Raw genomic sequence first — 16,944 nt, forward strand, 5'->3', positions numbered from 1 at the left:
GCCCCCGGCGCAGAGGAGACGCCATGCTCGGAGACGCCGACATGACCGAAGCCGACAGCACGTGGATGCTCGACACGCTGCTGAGACTGTTGCAGACGCCCAGCCCGACGGGGCGCACCGATGCGGTGATGCGGATGATCGGCGAGATCTTCGAAGGTTTCGGCCTGTCGTTCTCGCTGACCCGGCGAGGGGCGCTGATCGTCGAACTCCCAGGAGCGTCGGCGACCACCGACCGGGCCCTGGTCGTGCACGCGGACACCACCGGCTGCATGGTGAAGGGACTCAAGGACAACGGCCGGCTCGAATTGATTCCCGTCGGCACCTTCTCCGCGCGATTCGCCGCCGGCGCGCAGGTGCGGATCCTCACCGAGGACGCCGACGCGTTCATCACCGGAACCATCCTGCCGCTCAAGGCCAGCGGCCACGCCTTCGGCGACGAGGTGGACACCCAGGCCACCGACTGGGACCACGTCGAAGTCCGCGTCGACCGCAGGGTGTCCTGCCGCGACGACCTGATCCGGTTGGGCATCCAGATCGGTGACTATGCGCCGCTGATGGCCAACCCGGTGCTGACCGAGGACGGTTTCGTCGTGTCGCGCCACCTCGACGACAAGGCCGGCGTCGCCGTCGTGCTCACACTGATGAAGAACCTCACCGAGAATCCCGTTGAGCTGCCGCACCGCACCGCGGTCATGGTGACCATCTCTGAGGAGGTCGGGCACGGAGCGAGCACCGGTCTGCCCCCGGACATCGCGGAGATGGTCACGGTGGACAACGCGGTGTGCGCCCCCGGGCAGAACTCTCGGGAGGACACCGTGACGATCCCGATGTCTGATCTGCACGGCCCCTACGACTATCACCTGACCAGGAAGCTGTGCAGGCTCGCCGAGGAGCACCACATCCCCTACACCCGTGACGTGTTCCGGTACTACCGTTCCGATGCCGCTGCGGCCATCGAGGCCGGCGCCAACACCAGGGCCGCCCTGGTCGGATTCGGCGTCGACGGCAGCCACGGATGGGAGAGAACCCATATCGAGTCGATGCGGGCCACCTACAGTCTGTTGCGCGCGTGGATCCGTTCGCCGCTGACGTTCGCCGAATGGGATGCGCACGTCTCGGGTGCCGGTGCGCTGGAGGACTTCCCGTCGTCGCACCAACCCGCGCCTCGCGAGGAATGGGTTCCGCTGTCGCGCAGCGACAGTCATTGAGCTACGTGTCGGTGGGCGGCAGGATTGAAACGTCATTGTTTCGTGTGTGGTCCGGGCCGGTTCGACAATGCCACGCTGGAGCGGGAGCGGCTCCGCTTATCTGAGCCGACAGTCTGAGTCAGGAGCACCGCATGGCCGACAATCGTCTGAGCGAAAAATTCGATGCACTCGCCGAAAAGGCGAAGGAATCAGCGAGCAGACTCAAGGCCTCCGCGGGCCAGGAGAAGGCAGAACTGAAGGCGGACGCCGCCGCTGCGCGCGAACGTGCCGCGTCGGCCGCGGAGCACGTCAAGGAGAAGGCCGACGACGCCGGAGAAAGGATCTCGTCGCAGTGGGCAGAACTCCGCAGCCAATGGAAGGCCCACATCGACAAGGTCCGGTCAAACATCGAGCAGAAGAAGGAGGAACACGACGCGAAGGCCGCCGAACGGCACGCAGAGGACGCTGAGGCGTACGCGCTGTCCGCCATCTGGTTCGCCGACAGTGCCGTCGAGGAGGCCGCGGCGGCCTGCCTCGACGCTGCCACCGCTCGTGCGGAGGCCGACGCGCTCAATTCCTGACGACGGTCTGCCCGGCGATGGGCAATGCTGTCGACGCCTGCGTCAGGCTGGCGGGTGTTGTGCCTGCACCGTGGTGGGACTGAGGTCGGACATCGTGAGCAGGTGACGCGGTGGGTCGGGCAACACCGTGCGACCAGTGATGGTCAGGTCGGCGCCCACGTGGACCAACTCGCCGGATTTCACCATGCGCCAAGGTCCTTCGTCCATCGGTTCAGTGGCGAAGACCACCGCGGGCGCGTCGTGCAGGTGGGGACTGTCCGCCGTTATTCGTGTGCTGTGCATGGCGAATTCGCCCTGACCGCCGGCGGTCCGGTCGAGCAGGTGGAGCTCGTGGGTGTCGGGATAGCGCAGCGCCCACAGGTCGGTCTTGGTGGCCAGCAGAATGTTGACCGCGTAAATCGGGACGCTTTCGGCCAGCCAGTGCAGTGCCTCCTCCAACCCCGCGCCCACATCGCCGTCCTGGCCGCGGATCGATGCCGTGATCAGCGCGAAGACGCGCTCGGAGTCGGTGTCGCCGCGGACCAGGTCTGCGCCGCCGAGTTGCCTGAGCCGGGCGTCGAGGAGGTCGAGGCCCTCGACCACGCCGTTGTGGGCGAAGATCCGGCCGTCCTGGAGGAACGGATGGGTGTTCACGTCCTTGGCCGGGCCGGTGGTGGCGTAGCGGACGTGAGCGATGAACGTCGTCCCCGACATCTCACGGGCTTCGGTCGCGAAGGCGATGTCGCGCCACGCGGCGATCGGCTGCTTGCGCACCACCGGCTGCCCATCGGACCCGAACACTCCCAGGCCCGTGCCGTCAGGGTTGCGCCTGCTCTGCGCGGCCAGGCTGTCCGGCGCGTCCAGGAGCCAGAACGTCGCGGTGACGGGTCGGCCGGCGTGCAAGCCGAACAGACGGCACATCAGTTCACCCACCCCGCCTCGCGCGACGCGCGGGCGTGCGAACCAGTCATGGGGTCTGTCTTACACCGGTGAATGCGTGGGCGTGGAGATTCGGCCGCACCGTCATCGGGCACTGTTTCCGCCAGGGTGGGCTGAGACTGCTCGGCCGCCATCGGGATGGTTGGTGCTCTGCAATCCCGGGGTCCGGCCCTGGGCTCCGGCCCGGGTCCGGTCTGCGTTCGGTGTTGCGTCACGGGGGTTCGGTCCATCGGACAGCCGAACGGTTCTGTCCGGGGCGACGCTCCCTCGCCAACCGGCGGTGCGTCCGCTGTCCTTGTGTCAGGCGGGACGGCGCCGCGTTCGTTCCCTTCCGCCAATTGGGCTGCGCGCACTGCCTTTCCGGGCAGCGGTGGGCCGAGGCCGTATGCACCGTTCTTCCGACCCCGGCCGGCCAGCTGGGGTCGGGGCCTGCGCCTGCCGGACTTCATCGCCTCCAGGTCCGCGTCGAACGCGCACCGTGTCCCTCCCGCCGGACTGTTCCGCCGGGAGGGGGCGCCCGCACCAACCTCGCCTCAGACGGGGTCGGGTGGGTCGGGGCCGCCTGGGTTGTCCTCCGGATCGCGGGGTGCGAGGAGGTTTTCGGGGTGGTGGTAGTCATTCACCCGTGGTCCACCATTGTCCAGATGCGGCGGCGGAATCCATTCACACCGCCCGCGGCGCATGCGGGTCTGCCATTTGGTGGGGCCGACTTTGCGGTTGTCGGGCCCGCACGCCAAAGCCAACTCATCGATGTTGGTTTCTCCGCCCTGGCCCCAGTCCTGGACGGCGTGGTGAACTTGGGATTGGTAGGCCGAGGCGGTGCATCCCGGTGCGGTGCAGCCCCGATCTCGGGCGTGCAGCACGATCCGCTGGGCGGGGGTGGCGATCCGCTTGGCCCGCCCCAGATACAGGGCCTGGCCGTCGTCATCGAACACCGACAGGTAGTGGAAGGCGTGGGAGGCCATCCGGATGAGGTCGCGCATCGGCAACAGCGATCCACCGGCGGTGATCCCGAACCCCGCCCCCGAGGCGAGTTCCTTCAAGGTGGTGGAGACGATGACGGTCACCGGTAGGCCGTTGAGCTTGCCCAACTTCTTCGAGGCCAGCAGCATGCGGCCGGCGGCGACCAGCGCGTCGTGCTGGCGTTGGGCTGTGGTGCGCTGATCAGCCTGGATCTGCTCCTCCGACGGCCGCCCCGACACACACGGATTCTCATCGTCGGGGTTGCACATCCCGGGGGCGGCCTTCGTCGCCATCACCGGCTCCCAGACCGCCCACGCTTCCGGGGTGAGGTGTCCACTGACTCGGATGAGTCCGTCCGGACCCTGCTTGCCGAAGGTGATACCGCGGCGGCGTTGGATGTCGGCGTCATTGAACGACCCGTCGGGATCCAGCCACAACAGCATCCGCTCCAGTGCGGCCCGAAGCTCGGGCACACCCATCGTGGCGGCGTGCTCGGCGGCCAACCGCTCCGCCTCCACCCGAGCACTCAGATCGACGTGGTCGGGCAGTGCTTTGAAGAACTTCCGGATCCTGTCCACGTGGGCGGGTCCGACCCGGCCCTCGGCCACACCGGCGGCGACGTTCGGCAGCACCGGTTCCAGCACCTCGCCGGTCATCGCCCGTCGTGGTCCCAGGACTTCGGCGTCGGCGACGCGTAGGCGGGCCTCCTCGGCCGGGATCCGCAGCCGATGCGTCAGGACCTTGGCGACCTTGTCGCCACCCAACTCGTCGGGCCCGCACTCCTGCAGCCGGGTGATGAGTTTGTGGTCGACAGCCGCATCAGCCCACGCGACCTTCTGGAGGCGTTCCATCACGGTCAGCACCTGCGTGGCGGAGAGGTCATCGACGGACGCGGCGGCCAGGCGGGCGTGGACAGCCTCAAGCTCAGAGAGCAGGGCGGCCACTGACGTCATACTCGAACACTAGTTCGACCCACCGACACAAATCGTCGCAATGTGACACCAGAAACCAAAGGGACAGAAGGGATTCTCGAAGACTGGCCGCGGGTATACCGACCCACAGGAAACTCTGCACCCGGATCCGCCCCGCCCACCCCGCTCGGCTCTGGATAATCGAGTCATACCCGAGCTCGAAGAGGAGCACTGCTCATGTCGACCATCGAAACCCACCCGGACCTCAGCTCATCATTCGAGCAGGACGTCGCCGCCACCCAGGCGTACTTCGACAGCCCACGGTTCGAAGGCATCATCCGCCTCTACTCAGCACGGCAGGTCGCCGAGCAGCGCGGCACCATCCCGTCCGACTACCCGATCGCGCGCGAGGCCGCGACCGCCTTCCACCCCCACCTGCGCGAGCTGTTCGCCAAGAAGAAGAGCATCACGACGTTCGGGCCGTACTCCCCCGGCCAGGCGGTGGTCATGAAACGCATGGGCATCGAAGGCATCTACCTCGGCGGCTGGGCAACCTCGGCCAAGGGGTCGATCAGCGAAGACCCGGGCCCCGACCTCGCCAGCTACCCGCTGAGCCAGGTGCCGGAGGAGGCCGCCGGACTGGTTCGAGCCCTGCTCACCGCCGACCGCAATCAGCAGTATCTGCGCCTGCGGATGACTGAACAGCAGCGCGCCACCACACCGGAGTACGACTATCGGCCCTTCATCATCGCCGACGCCGACACCGGTCATGGCGGAGATCCACATGTGCGCAACCTGATTCGCCGATTCGTCGAGGCCGGCGTGCCCGGTTACCACATCGAGGACCAACGTCCCGGAACCAAGAAATGCGGGCACCAGGGCGGCAAGGTGCTCGTGCCGTCCGACGAACAGATCAAGCGACTCAACACCGCACGATTCCAGCTCGACATCATGCGAGTGCCGGGCATCATCGTCGCGCGTACCGACGCCGAGGCCGCGAACCTGATCGACAGCCGCGCCGACGAACGAGATCAGCCGTTCCTGCTGGGCGCCACCAACCTCAAAGTGCCGTCCTACAAGTCGTGTTTCCTGGCGCTCATGCGCCGGTTCTACAACGAGGGCGTCACCGACCTCAACGGCCACATGCTCTATGCACTGCCGGAGGGCGAGTACGCAACCGCGGAGGCCTGGCTGGACCGCCAGGGCATCGGCGCGTTGGTCGCCGAGTCGGCCAGGGCATGGTTGGACGGCACGGAGACCTCTGTCGACGCGCTGTTCGACAAGGCCGAATCCCGCTTTGTCGAAGCATGGCAGGAGGATGCCGGACTCAACACCTACGGCGAAGCCGTCGCCGAACTGCTGGAGTTCCGAGAGCGCGACGGCGAGGCGGCCGGCATGAGCGCCGCCGAGTGGCGGAAGTTCGCCGAACGGGCGTCCCTGTACTCGGCCCGCGAGAAGGCGCGCGAACTCGGTGCCGACGTGGCGTGGGACTGCGAGCGCGTCAAGACCCCTGAGGGGTACTACCAGGTGCGCGGCGGCATCCCCTACGCGATCGCCAAATCCCTTGCGGCAGCACCATTTGCCGACATCCTGTGGATGGAGACCAAGACCGCCGATCTGGCCGACGCACGCGAGTTCGCCGATGCGATCCATGCCGTCTATCCCGACAAGATGCTGGCTTACAACCTCTCGCCGTCGTTCAACTGGGACACCACCGGTATGACGGATGAGGAGATGCGGGCCTTCCCCGAGGAACTCGGCAAGCTCGGTTTCGTCTTCAACTTCATCACCTACGGCGGCCATCAGGTCGACGGTGTCGCGTGCGAGGAGTTCGCGACCTCACTGCGGCAGGAGGGCATGCTGGCGCTCGCCAGGCTGCAGCGCAAGATGCGCCTGGTCGAATCGCCCTACCGCACCCCGCAGACACTCGTGGGCGGCCCGCGCAGCGACGCCGCACTGGCGGCCTCGTCGGGTCGCACCGCGACCACCAAGGCGATGGGCAAGGGCTCCACACAGCATCAGCACCTGGTCCAGACCGAGGTGCCCAAGAAGCTGCTCGAGGACTGGCTGGCCATGTGGGCCGAGCACTACAAGCTGGGCGAGACCCTGCGGGTCCAACTCCGGCCACGGCGCGCCGGGTCCGACGTGCTGGACCTCCAGATCCTCGGCGACGGCGAGGATCCGCTGGCCAACGTGGTCGTCGATCCGATCAAGGACCGGCATGGCCGCAACATCCTGACGGTCCGTGATCAGAACACATTCGCGGAGAAGATGCGTCAGAAGCGGCTGATGGATGTGATCCACCTCTGGCTGATCCACAGGTTCAAGCCCGAGATCGTCTACTACGTGACGCCCACCGAGGACAACATCTATCAGACCGAGAAGATGAAGTCCCACGGCATCTTCAGCAACGTCTACCAGGAGGTCGGCGAGATCATCGTGGCCGACGTCAACCAGCCACGCATCGACGAACTCCTGGCACCGGACCGCGAGGCACTGGGCCGGCTCATCCGCAAGGAGGACTGAGCCCTACCGCCCGAACCCTGCGTCGCGCAGCGCCTGGGCCATCGACCCGGCCGGGGCGCTTGCCTCGCGTCGCCCGGCCCCCTTGCCACGGTTGTTGTTTCGCTGCTGACCGCCGCGGCCTCCACCACCGGAGGCCGCACGGTTGTCACGCGCCGGTTTGCCTCGTTCGCCGCGGTGCTCGTCGTTCAGGCGCAGGCTCAGACCGATGCGCTGACGTTCGACGTCCACGTCGACGACCTTGACCCGCACCACCTGACCGGACCGCACCACCTCGTGCGGATCGGAGACGAAGCGGTCGGACATCGCCGAGACGTGCACCAGCCCGTCCTGGTGCACGCCGACGTCGACGAACGCGCCGAAGGCGGCGACGTTGGTGACGACACCTTCGAGGATCATGCCCACCTTCAGGTCGGCGACCTTCTCGACGCCGGCGGCGAACGTCGCGGTGGTGAACGCGGGGCGCGGATCACGTCCCGGCTTCTCCAACTCTGCGAGGATGTCGGTCACCGTGGGGACGCCGAACTTGTCGTCGGCGAAGTCCGCGGGTTTGAGGGCGCGCAGTGAGCGTTCATCGCCGATGATCTCGGCCAGCGTCACACCCGCGCGGTCGAGGATGCGCCGCACCACCGGGTAGGCCTCGGGGTGCACGCCTGACGCGTCGAGGGGATCGTCTCCCCCGCGAATCCGAAGAAATCCCGCGCACTGCTCGAAAGCCTTGGGGCCCAGACGCGGAACCTCCAGCAGACCGCGCCTGCTGCCGAAGGGGCCGGTCTTGTCGCGATGCGCGACGATGGCCTCCGCCAGCGATTCGGAGATGCCCGACACCCGCGTGAGCAGGGGGACGGAGGCGGTGTTGAGATCCACGCCGACCGCGTTCACCGCGTCCTCCACCACCGCGTCGAGACTGCGGGCCAGCGTGCCGGGGGTGACGTCGTGCTGATACTGGCCGACCCCGATCGACTTGGGCTCGATCTTGACGAGCTCGGCCAGCGGATCCTGCAGGCGCCGGGCGATGGACACCGCGCCGCGCAGGGTCACGTCGAGTTCGGGCAGTTCGTGCGCGGCGTAGGCCGAGGCTGAATACACCGAGGCGCCGGCTTCGCTGACCATGGCCTTCGCGGGTGGCTTGGCCCCGGCGGCCCGGATGTCGGCGATGAGTTCGGTTGCCAGGGCGTCGGTCTCGCGGGATGCGGTGCCGTTGCCGACCGCGATCAACTCCACACCATGCCGCGCCACCAATGCGGCGAGCGTGGCCTTGGCCGTGTCCCACTGCTTCTGGGGCTGGTGGGGGTAGATCGCGCACGTGTCGACGACCTTGCCGGTGCCGTCGACGACGGCGACCTTCACGCCGGTCCGGAAACCCGGGTCCAGTCCGAGGGTGGTGCGCGCACCGGCAGGCGCGGCCAGCAGCAGGTCTTTGAGGTTCTTGGCGAACACCGACACCGCCTCCTCCTCGGCCCGTTGGCGCAGACGCACCCGGGCGTCGACCGACGCGGAGAACATCAGCCTGGTCCGCCACGCGAACCGGACGGTGCTGGCCAACCATGGAGTACCTGGGGCATCGGCCGTGAGGTCGACGCCGAGCGCCTGTGCGGTCATGACCTCGTATCCGTCGTCCTCACCCCCGTCGAAGGTGAGCGCCAGAACCTTCTCCTTCTCGCCGCGCATCACCGCGAGCACTCGGTGCGACGGCATGTTCTCCAGCGGTTCGCTGAAATCGAAGTAGTCCCGAAACTTCTGTGCGTCAGCACTTTTGACGGTCTCTTCCGACCAGGGCGCGGTACGCAGGGCCCCGTTGGACCAGAACTTCTCGCGGATCGCGCCGACCAGTTCGGCGTCCTCGGCCGCGCGTTCGACCAGGATGTGACGGGCACCTTCGAGCGCCGCGGCGACATCGGCCACGTCGTCGTTGAGGAATCCCGCGGCCTCGGTCTCGGGGACCAGCGTCGGGTCGGCGAGCAGGCGTTCGGCCAGGGGCTCGAGACCGGCTTCCCGGGCGATCTGCGCCTTGGTCCGGCGCTTGGGCTTGTAGGGCAGGTAGATGTCCTCGACACGGGCCTTGGTGTCCGCAGCGAGCAGGGCCGCACGCAGTTCGTCGGTGAGCTTGCCCTGCTCCTCGATAGAGGCCAGAACGGCGGCCCGGCGCTCGTCGAGTTCGCGCAGGTAGCGCAGGCGCTCCTCCAAAGTGCGGAGTTGGCCATCGTCGAGGCTGCCGGTGATCTCCTTGCGGTACCGCGCGATGAACGGCACGGTGGCGCCGTCGTCGAGCAGGCTTACCGCCGCCGCGACCTGGGATTCTCTGATCTCCAGTTCCTCGGCGAGGCGGGCGTTCACAGACTTGAGGGCAGCGCTCGAATTCACGGAGCGAGACCCTACCGAACCTCTGCGACACATCCCGGGCGGGACACGGCACGGCTGTGGATGGCCCGGTCAGGGCTTGAGGATGACCTTCACCGCCCCATCGGTCTTCTTCTGGAAGATCTCGTAGGCCTTGGGTGCCTCGTCCAGTGGCAGGACGTGAGTGGCGAAGCTGTCGACGCCGAGTGGGTCCTCATCGGTGAGCAGCGGCATGATGTCGTCCACCCACCTCTTGACGTTCGCCTGCCCCATCCGCAGCGTCACCTGCTTATCGAACAGTGTGAGCATCGGGATCGGATCGACCATGCCGCCATACACCCCGATCAGGGAGATGGTGCCGCCGCGCCGAACCACGTCGATCGCCGTATAGAGCGCGTCGAGCCGGTCGATGCCCGCCTTCCGCATCATCGGTTTGGCCAGGGCGTCGGGCAGCAGCCCGGTGGCCTGCTGGGCAATCTGGGCCACCCGCGACCCGTGCGCCTCCATCCCCACCGCGTCGATCACCGCATCGGTGCCGCGGCCATCGGTTTCCGACCTGATGAGCTCGCCCACCGATCCGTCGACCCCTTCGAGATCGATGGTCTGCACGCCGAACACTTCGGCTCGGGCCAACCGTTCGGGAACACGGTCCACCGCGAACACACGATGTCCGCGGCGGCTGGCGATCCGGGCGGCCATGTCCCCGATGGGCCCAAGCCCAAGCACGGTGACCGAACCGCCCTCCGGGATGTCGGCGTATTCGACGGCCTGCCATGCGGTGGGCAGCACGTCGGACAGGTAGACGAATCGGGAATCCGGCGGACCCACCGGCACCTTGATGTGGGTGAACTGCGCCTGCGGCACGCGGAGAAGTTCGGCCTGACCGCCGGGCACCGAACCGTAGAGTTCGGAGTAGCCGAAGAGTGCGGCGCCCATCCCCTGGTCACGCACCTGAGTTGTCTCGCACTGTGTGTACAGCTGATGACCGCACATGTGACAGTGACCGCACGAGATCTGGAACGGAATCACCACCCGGTCACCGATTTTGAGGTTTTCCACGCCCGCACCCACCTCCCGGACCACGCCCATGGGTTCGTGGCCCAGGATGTCACCGGGGTTCATGAACGCACCGAGAACCTCATAGAGATGGAGATCGGAACCGCAGATGTTGGTCGACGTCACCTCGATGATCGCGTCGGTCGGTTCTTCGATCTTCGGGTCGGGCACCTCTTCGACTCGCACATCGCGCTTGCCCTGCCACGTCACTGCCTTCATCTGACCGCTCTCCTCGCATACGCCGGTGTGGAGCGACTACCCGTCCGCCGCAGGGTCAAACGCGGCGAGTCCTCGGCCACCCGTCCCCCACACCGCTCGAGGTGGTGATTCCCGTATCAGCCGGCTTCAGCTGCCTCCGGGCGTTTGGGCGCAGCGCAGATCCGGGCCGTCGCCGCGGCCACCAGAAAGCCGCCCAATGCCGCCCATCCCGCGCCGCCGGCCAATCCGTTCTTCGCCATCAGCACCAGCAGCGCACCCGCGACGCACACCAGTGTCCCCGCCGCCACCGATCGGATGCCGCGGGCCGTGGCGGGACGGTCCCACCAGGGCAGACGGCGGTGTTCCAGCGGTGACAGCAGCCGGAACAGCACTGCCATCACCACGGCGAAGACCAGCCCCCGCAGCGCCAGCAGACCCCAGAACGCGGGGGCGTGCACGTCGTAGGCGTCCAGACCGACCGCGTGAAGCGAGAAGGCCGCGACGGCGATCGCCGGGATGTGCCAAAGATAGAGCGTCATCGCTCCCCCGTTGCCGACCGCGACGACGCGCCAGACACCGGGCCGCGCGGCCCATCGGTTCACCCACCCCGCCGCGGCGACGAACGCGCACGACATCCAGGTGCACTGCAGCGCAAGCAGCAGCGTCGGCGGCGAGACGTTCGACATGCGCTCGGTTCCGGTGACGACGAGCGACACCTCGTAGACCCCCGCCGCAGCCAGCGCGACCTGGCCGGCCAATGCTGTCAGGGCCGCCAGGGCGGCCGTCAGCGGTCGTATCAGGCGGCGGGCATAGGCCACACCGATGACCACGGGGATGAGCCAGACGATGACGAAGTTCGCGATCCCGGATTCCGGGGTTCCCACAGCGAACCGGATCGCGTCGACCCCTGCGGTCGCCTGCAGCAGTGCCCCGAGGACCAGAGCCGTGGCCCGTCCGCTGCGAAGGTGCGTCAACGCCGGCACGAAGCCGAGCACCACGAGGTAGACACCGAGGAACCACAGCAGCGCCACGCTCTCACGTCCAAGCCCATCGGCCGATTCAGCGCCCAGGACGGCCCGCGTGGCCAGCAGGCCCACGGTCCACGCCGCCAGATACCAGAACACGGGCCGGCACAGCCGCTGCGAACGAGTGAACAGCCATGCGCCCCAGGGCGTTCCGGGCTTCCAGCCGTATGCGCCAGCCGCGCCGCCTGCGAGAAAGAACAACGGCATGACCTGCACCAGCCAGGTGATCGGCGCGATCGCGGGCAGCTCCCCGAGGATGTTCCCCACCCACAGGCCCTGATCGGTGATCGTGGCGAGCAGCAGTGCGCAGTGCCCGAACATGACGACGACGAGTGCGGCCAGACGGGCGACGTCGACGGCGCGATCCCGTCCGACCGGGGCTGCGGCAGCGCCTCCGCGGCGGGCCGAGACGGAGGCGTCGGGGGCGCGGTCGGGCGTGGGCACGGTGAGGGGCATGCCGAAAGCCTGCCCCACGCGAGCCCCGGCTTACGTGAGTAGGACTACTTTTCTCCTTCCTCCGTCGAGCGCGCACTCACGTACGGTCTGCGACCCACAGACCGTACGTGGGTGCACGCTGGGTGACCCGGCCCCCATCGCAGCGGTTCACTGCGTCACCGTGGGTCACATCTGTCACAGTGGAGCCATGAGCAGGCCCGCCATCCGCACGCTGATCGTCACCACCGCTCTCTCCGGCGCGGCAGTGGTCGCAGTGCCCGCCGCCCAGGCCGCCGACGAGGCGTTCTGGGGCGGCCGGTACAAGGTCACCTTTCACACCGACCAGAAGACCGGAACCAGCATCGCCGCGACACAGACGGAGACGCCATACACGGCGTCCTACATGTTCAGCACGGACTGTTCCTCTGGAACCTGCGTCGCCTCGGCGACCGACGGCCCCGTGCCCAAGGAGAATGTCACGCGCGCAATGCGTTTCGATTGGACGGGCTCGGTGTGGTCGCGTTCCAACAATTGGAACTGGGACTGCCTGCTGCCCGACGGGACCATCACCTATGACCCCGCCAAGTCCGTGACCACCTACACGCCGCAACCGGACGGCACACTCAAGGGATCGTTCGAGACCACGATCAGCACCGGCGCCTGCGAGGGCACCGTCACGATTCCGCTGACCGCAAAGCCCGCCTGATCAGCCGGCGTCGACCTGCGAGGACTCAGCGCAGATCTGTCTCAAATCACGAGCGCCGAGTGGCGTCGCGGACGTCTCGGCCCGGCGCAGCACCCGGCGTGCCACGCCATCCGCGCACGACGACGGGACAGCGAACAGGACCGCGTCCCTGGAATGCGTCCCGAGCAGGTAGACGAGTTCGCGGTCGACCATCTGGTAGGGATCGACCGTGACCGCCGAATTGTGGCGGATGATCCGCGAGGGCGCCGACTGCCACGCCGTGGGGTCGTAGACCACCCGGTGCACTGTGCCCAGCCATCTGCTGAACACGGCCACCAGATCCGGCAGTTCGGTCCTCAAATTGGATGACCGCGGCCACCACACCCCGTCGACGCCGGCGCGCGGAGACTCCTGCGGACACAGCACGAGGCGGTGCGCCTGCTCGACGGACGACACCGCCGGCGGCAACGACGGCGGTCCCAGTGCGGCCGACGCGATCTGCGACGCCGGCCTGTCAGCAGGCATCGGATCGACAACCGCTCATCGACGCGGCGGTCGGCCGGCGCCCCGGAAACGTCCACGACCGGCGCATCAGAGCGCGGCCCGCTGACAACCCCGGCACGAAATAAGCGTCACGCGACGCTCCCGTCTTGACCGCGAATCGGTCAGATCAGTTCAAACCGGCGACGACGCGGAGAAGAGTTCCGCATGCGTGGGTCACCGATGAACTGACCCTACTCCCCGTCCGCGGACTACGTCCGGGCGGACTCCAGCACCCCACCCACACGTGCCACCCGTCCGCGGACTACGTCCGGGCGGACTCCAGCACGGTGTTGAACGTCTTGCTCGGGCGCATCACCGCAGCCGTCTTCTCCGGATCCGGGTAGTAGTAGCCACCGATGTCGGCCTCGCGACCCTGCACCTCGTTGAGCTCGGCGACGATGGTCTCCTCGTTCTCGGCCAGGCTCTTGGCCAACGGTGCGAACTGCTCGGCCAGCTCCTTGTCCTCGCTCTGCGCGGCCAACGCCTGAGCCCAGTACAGCGACAGGTAGAACTGACTGCCCCGGTTGTCCAGCTCGCCGGTCTTGCGGGACGGACTCTTGTTCTCGTCCAACAGCTTTCCGACCGCGGTGTCCAGCGTTTCAGCAAGCACCTTGGCCTTGGCGTTGCCGGTCTTGTTGCCCAGATCCTCCAGGCTGGCACCGATGGCCAGGAACTCGCCCAGCGAGTCCCAGCGCAGGTGGTTCTCCTCGATCAGCTGGCTGACATGCTTGGGCGCCGAACCGCCGGCACCGGTCTCGTACAGCCCGCCGCCGGCCATCAGCGGCACGATCGAGAGCATCTTGGCGCTGGTGCCCAGCTCCAGGATCGGGAACAGGTCGGTCAGGTAGTCGCGCAGGATGTTGCCGGTGGCCGAGATGGTGTCCTGGCCGCGGATCAGCCGCTCCAGTGTGTACCGCATGGCCCAGACCTGCGGCAGGATGGTGATCTCCAGGCCCTCGGTGTCGTGGTCGGCCAGATACGTCTTGACCTTCTTGCGCAGTTCGTTCTCGTGCGGGCGCTCGTCATCCAGCCAGAACACCACCGGCATCCCGGACAGCCGGGCCCGAGTGACGGCCAGCTTGACCCAATCCCGGATCGGGGCGTCCTTGACGATCGGCATGCGCCAGATGTCTCCCTCCTCGACCTGCTGGCTCAGCAGCACCTCATTGGTGTCGTTGTCGACGATGCGCGCGTAGCCGGGCTCGGGGATCTCGAAGGTCTTGTCATGGCTGCCGTACTCCTCGGCCTTCTGCGCCATCAGACCGACGTTCGGCACGGTGCCCATGGTGGTCGGGTCGAACTGGCCGTGCGTCTTGCAGAAGTTGATGACCTCTTGGTACATCCGGGAGAAGGTCGACTCCGGGTTGACCGCCTTGGTGTCTTTGGTGCGGCCGTCGGCGCCGTACATCTTGCCGCCCAGGCGAATCATCGCCGGCATCGAGGCGTCGACGATCACGTCGGACGGGGAATGGAAGTTCGAGATGCCCTTGGCCGAGTCGACCATCGCCAGCTCCGGCCGGTGCTCATGGCAGGCGTGCAGATCGTTGATGATCTCCTCACGCTGCGAGGCCGGCAGCGCCTCGATCTTGTCGTACAGGTCCGACAGGCCGTTGTTGACGTTGACGCCCAACTCGTCGAAGAGCTTGCCGTGCTTGGCGAACGCGTCCTTGTAGAACACCTTGACCGCGTGCCCGAACACGATGGGGTGGCTGACCTTCATCATCGTGGCCTTGACGTGCAGCGAGAACATCACGCCGGTCTTGTAGGCGTCCTCGATCTGCTCCTCGTAGAACGCGATGAGCGCCTTCTTGGACATGTACATGCTGTCGATGACGTCACCGGCATCGAGCTTGACCTCGGGCTTGAGCACGATGGTCGGCCCTGCCGCAGTGACCAGTTCCATGCGTACGTTGCGCGCCTTGTCCAGGGTCATCGACTTCTCGCCGTGGTAGAAGTCGCCGGTCTTCATGGTCGCGACGTGGGTGCGCGAGGCCTGGCTCCACTCGCCCATGCTGTGCGGGTGCTTGCGGGCATACTCCTTGACGGCCTTGGGCGCGCGACGGTCCGAGTTCCCTTCGCGCAGCACGGGATTCACTGCGCTGCCCAGGATCTTGCCGTAACGGGCCTTGATCGCCTCCTCCTCTTCGGACTTCGGGTCACCCGGGTAATCCGGCAGGTCGTAGCCCTTGCTCTTGAGCTCCTTGATGGCAGCCAGCAGCTGGGGCACCGAGGCGCTGATGTTCGGCAGCTTGATGATGTTGGCCGACGGATCCTGCGTCAGCTCGCCGAGAGCAGCGAGGTTGTCGGGCACCTTCTGCTCGTCGGTGAGGTAGTCGCCGAACTCGGCGAGGATGCGCGCAGCCACCGAGATGTCGCTCGTCTTGACGTCGATGCCGGCAGCGTCGGCGAAAGTGCGGATGACCGGGAGGAAACCGTAGGTCGCAAGCAACGGCGCCTCGTCCGTCAGCGTGTAGATGATGGTCGGCTGCTCGGCGCTCATTGATTCTCTCCCGGCGTTCAGTTTTAGGTCATGTCACGGCCGTCGCCATCGCGATGGCGGCTACCCCAGTGTGACGGCTACCAGTATCGCGCGGGGTGCTCAGTGTGGCGCGACGGGGTTCGGTGTGCCGCCCGTCACACCAAGGTGCCACTGCACCACTGATCGCGCGACCCGCTGCACCTCAGCGTCATCCACGACGACCTCGTAGGCGATCGCCAGGCCGTCGAGGCCGTTGATCGAACATTCATAGTGGATGCGCAGCGTCAGCTGTCGCACCCAGCGGATGACCCGAGATCGCTGGTGAGAGGTGATTTCCCGACCGTCGCACAGCACCAGGAGCCGACGCCCGCCGATGCCGAGCACCGCATCGGTCACGACGCCGCAGATGTCACCTTCGCGGGTGCGGTTCGCCCGGCGCTTCCACCACGAGTCGTACCCGCCGACGATGTCCACGACCGCGTCGTGGTCCACAAGCACCACGACGGCCTCGGCGTCGGACGGGACGTCGTCGAGTTCGGGTCCGCGCTGCCCCGCGTCCGGCGACGGCAGTGGCCCACCCACGAACGTCGCCGTCATGCCGGCCCCCTCCAGCGCGCAGGAGATGGCCGTCGAGAGGTCGCCGGCACGGCCGATCACCACGATCGGAGCCGACGAAACCGCGTCCGCGGTGGAAAGCATTTTCCGCGCAGCCATGAGCCCGCCTCCAAATTCGAGAAAAAGCACGAACTCCATAAATGCGCCATTTTATGGCCACACCAGAATTCAGGTGGAGAACCTTGCGTGCCACCGCCCGCCCGGCTCAGATCGTCCGCCCACAGATGTGAGCCGGTCGGCCGGGGAATTCCCCGGCCGACCTTGCAGTGCAGTCTGTTTCAGACGCGGTCGTGCTTACGGCGGGACACGACGCCCTGCGCCTCGGCGACCTTGGCACGCTTTTCGGCCCGCCGCTCCTTGAGCGACATCTGCGGCTTCTTCATACCGCCGTTCTTGGACTTGACACCCATTCTCTGCTCCCTTGCATTAGTCACAATCGAAGCGTCAATCGCGACCATACCTGGAAAATAAATAAAAGCCAGTCC

General features: G+C 67.0%; 14 protein-coding genes. 5 read left to right on the forward strand and 9 right to left on the reverse strand.

Annotated elements, in window-relative coordinates; genetic code table 11:
* The first annotated feature begins 23 nt into the window (after positions 1 to 23).
* Both A5727_RS08685 and A5727_RS08690 read left to right on the forward strand, forming a co-directional pair.
* Positions 24 to 1,208 carry an osmoprotectant NAGGN system M42 family peptidase gene (locus A5727_RS08685; protein ID WP_068247657.1) on the forward strand — a complete coding sequence of 395 codons (1,185 nt, stop codon included), beginning with the start codon at positions 24 to 26 and terminating at the stop codon, positions 1,206 to 1,208.
* 131 nt (positions 1,209 to 1,339) lie between these two features.
* Positions 1,340 to 1,768 carry a hypothetical protein gene (locus A5727_RS08690; RefSeq protein ID WP_068247660.1) on the forward strand — a complete coding sequence of 143 codons (429 nt, stop codon included), beginning with the start codon at positions 1,340 to 1,342 and terminating at the stop codon, positions 1,766 to 1,768.
* Positions 1,769 to 1,810: 42 nt separating this feature from the next.
* Here the strand turns inward: A5727_RS08690 and A5727_RS08695 are convergent, their stop codons facing one another.
* Complete coding sequence (locus A5727_RS08695) at positions 1,811 to 2,668, reverse strand: class II glutamine amidotransferase (protein WP_068247899.1); 858 nt, start codon at positions 2,666 to 2,668, stop codon at positions 1,811 to 1,813.
* A 551-nt stretch (positions 2,669 to 3,219) separates the two neighbouring features.
* Positions 3,220 to 4,602 carry an HNH endonuclease signature motif containing protein gene (locus A5727_RS08700; protein WP_068247663.1) on the reverse strand — a complete coding sequence of 461 codons (1,383 nt, stop codon included), beginning with the start codon at positions 4,600 to 4,602 and terminating at the stop codon, positions 3,220 to 3,222.
* Positions 4,603 to 4,797: 195 nt separating this feature from the next.
* Between A5727_RS08700 and aceA the strand changes: the two genes are divergently transcribed.
* Entirely contained in the window at positions 4,798 to 7,086 is a 2,289-nt protein-coding gene (aceA, locus tag A5727_RS08705) for an isocitrate lyase ICL2 (protein WP_068247666.1), read from the forward strand.
* Between the two features lie 3 nt (positions 7,087 to 7,089).
* Here aceA and A5727_RS08710 read toward each other — a convergent pair whose 3' ends face one another.
* From A5727_RS08710 to A5727_RS08720, 3 genes are all read right to left on the reverse strand, one after another.
* Complete coding sequence (locus A5727_RS08710; protein ID WP_068247669.1) at positions 7,090 to 9,447, reverse strand: Tex family protein; 2,358 nt, start codon at positions 9,445 to 9,447, stop codon at positions 7,090 to 7,092.
* A 69-nt stretch (positions 9,448 to 9,516) separates the two neighbouring features.
* Positions 9,517 to 10,698: a zinc-dependent alcohol dehydrogenase gene (locus A5727_RS08715; RefSeq protein ID WP_068247672.1), complete on the reverse strand. Its 1,182-nt coding sequence runs from the start codon at positions 10,696 to 10,698 to the stop codon at positions 9,517 to 9,519.
* A 116-nt stretch (positions 10,699 to 10,814) separates the two neighbouring features.
* The gene (locus tag A5727_RS08720; RefSeq protein WP_082949695.1) at positions 10,815 to 12,158 is read right to left on the reverse strand and encodes an acyltransferase family protein; all 1,344 of its coding nucleotides are present in this window, start codon (positions 12,156 to 12,158) and stop codon (positions 10,815 to 10,817) included.
* A 187-nt stretch (positions 12,159 to 12,345) separates the two neighbouring features.
* Here A5727_RS08720 and A5727_RS08725 point away from each other — a divergent pair, with 187 nt between their 5' ends.
* Complete coding sequence (locus A5727_RS08725) at positions 12,346 to 12,843, forward strand: Rv2253 family sensor-like surface protein (RefSeq protein WP_068247675.1); 498 nt, start codon at positions 12,346 to 12,348, stop codon at positions 12,841 to 12,843.
* On the opposite strand, the gene A5727_RS08730 is transcribed toward A5727_RS08725, so the two are convergent.
* Entirely contained in the window at positions 12,844 to 13,347 is a 504-nt protein-coding gene (locus tag A5727_RS08730) for a DUF5994 family protein (RefSeq protein ID WP_068247678.1), read from the reverse strand. It lies immediately after the preceding gene.
* 280 nt (positions 13,348 to 13,627) lie between these two features.
* The gene (locus A5727_RS08735; protein WP_068247681.1) at positions 13,628 to 15,865 is read right to left on the reverse strand and encodes an NADP-dependent isocitrate dehydrogenase; all 2,238 of its coding nucleotides are present in this window, start codon (positions 15,863 to 15,865) and stop codon (positions 13,628 to 13,630) included.
* Here A5727_RS08735 and A5727_RS28450 point away from each other — a divergent pair.
* A complete protein-coding gene (locus A5727_RS28450; protein ID WP_082949696.1) occupies positions 15,865 to 15,939 on the forward strand; it encodes a twin-arginine translocation signal domain-containing protein in 75 nt (24 codons plus the stop codon). The two genes, A5727_RS08735 and A5727_RS28450, sit on opposite strands and share 1 nt — an antisense overlap.
* A gap of 25 nt (positions 15,940 to 15,964) precedes the next feature.
* On the opposite strand, the gene A5727_RS08740 is transcribed toward A5727_RS28450, so the two are convergent.
* A complete protein-coding gene (locus A5727_RS08740; protein ID WP_157521285.1) occupies positions 15,965 to 16,558 on the reverse strand; it encodes a hypothetical protein in 594 nt (197 codons plus the stop codon).
* 179 nt (positions 16,559 to 16,737) lie between these two features.
* A complete protein-coding gene (locus A5727_RS28365; RefSeq protein ID WP_286150049.1) occupies positions 16,738 to 16,869 on the reverse strand; it encodes a hypothetical protein in 132 nt (43 codons plus the stop codon).
* Positions 16,870 to 16,944: the final 75 nt, after the last annotated feature.

It is taken from the genome of Mycobacterium sp. ACS4331, from assembly GCF_001667265.1.
In the GTDB taxonomy this organism is placed as follows: domain Bacteria; phylum Actinomycetota; class Actinomycetes; order Mycobacteriales; family Mycobacteriaceae; genus Mycobacterium.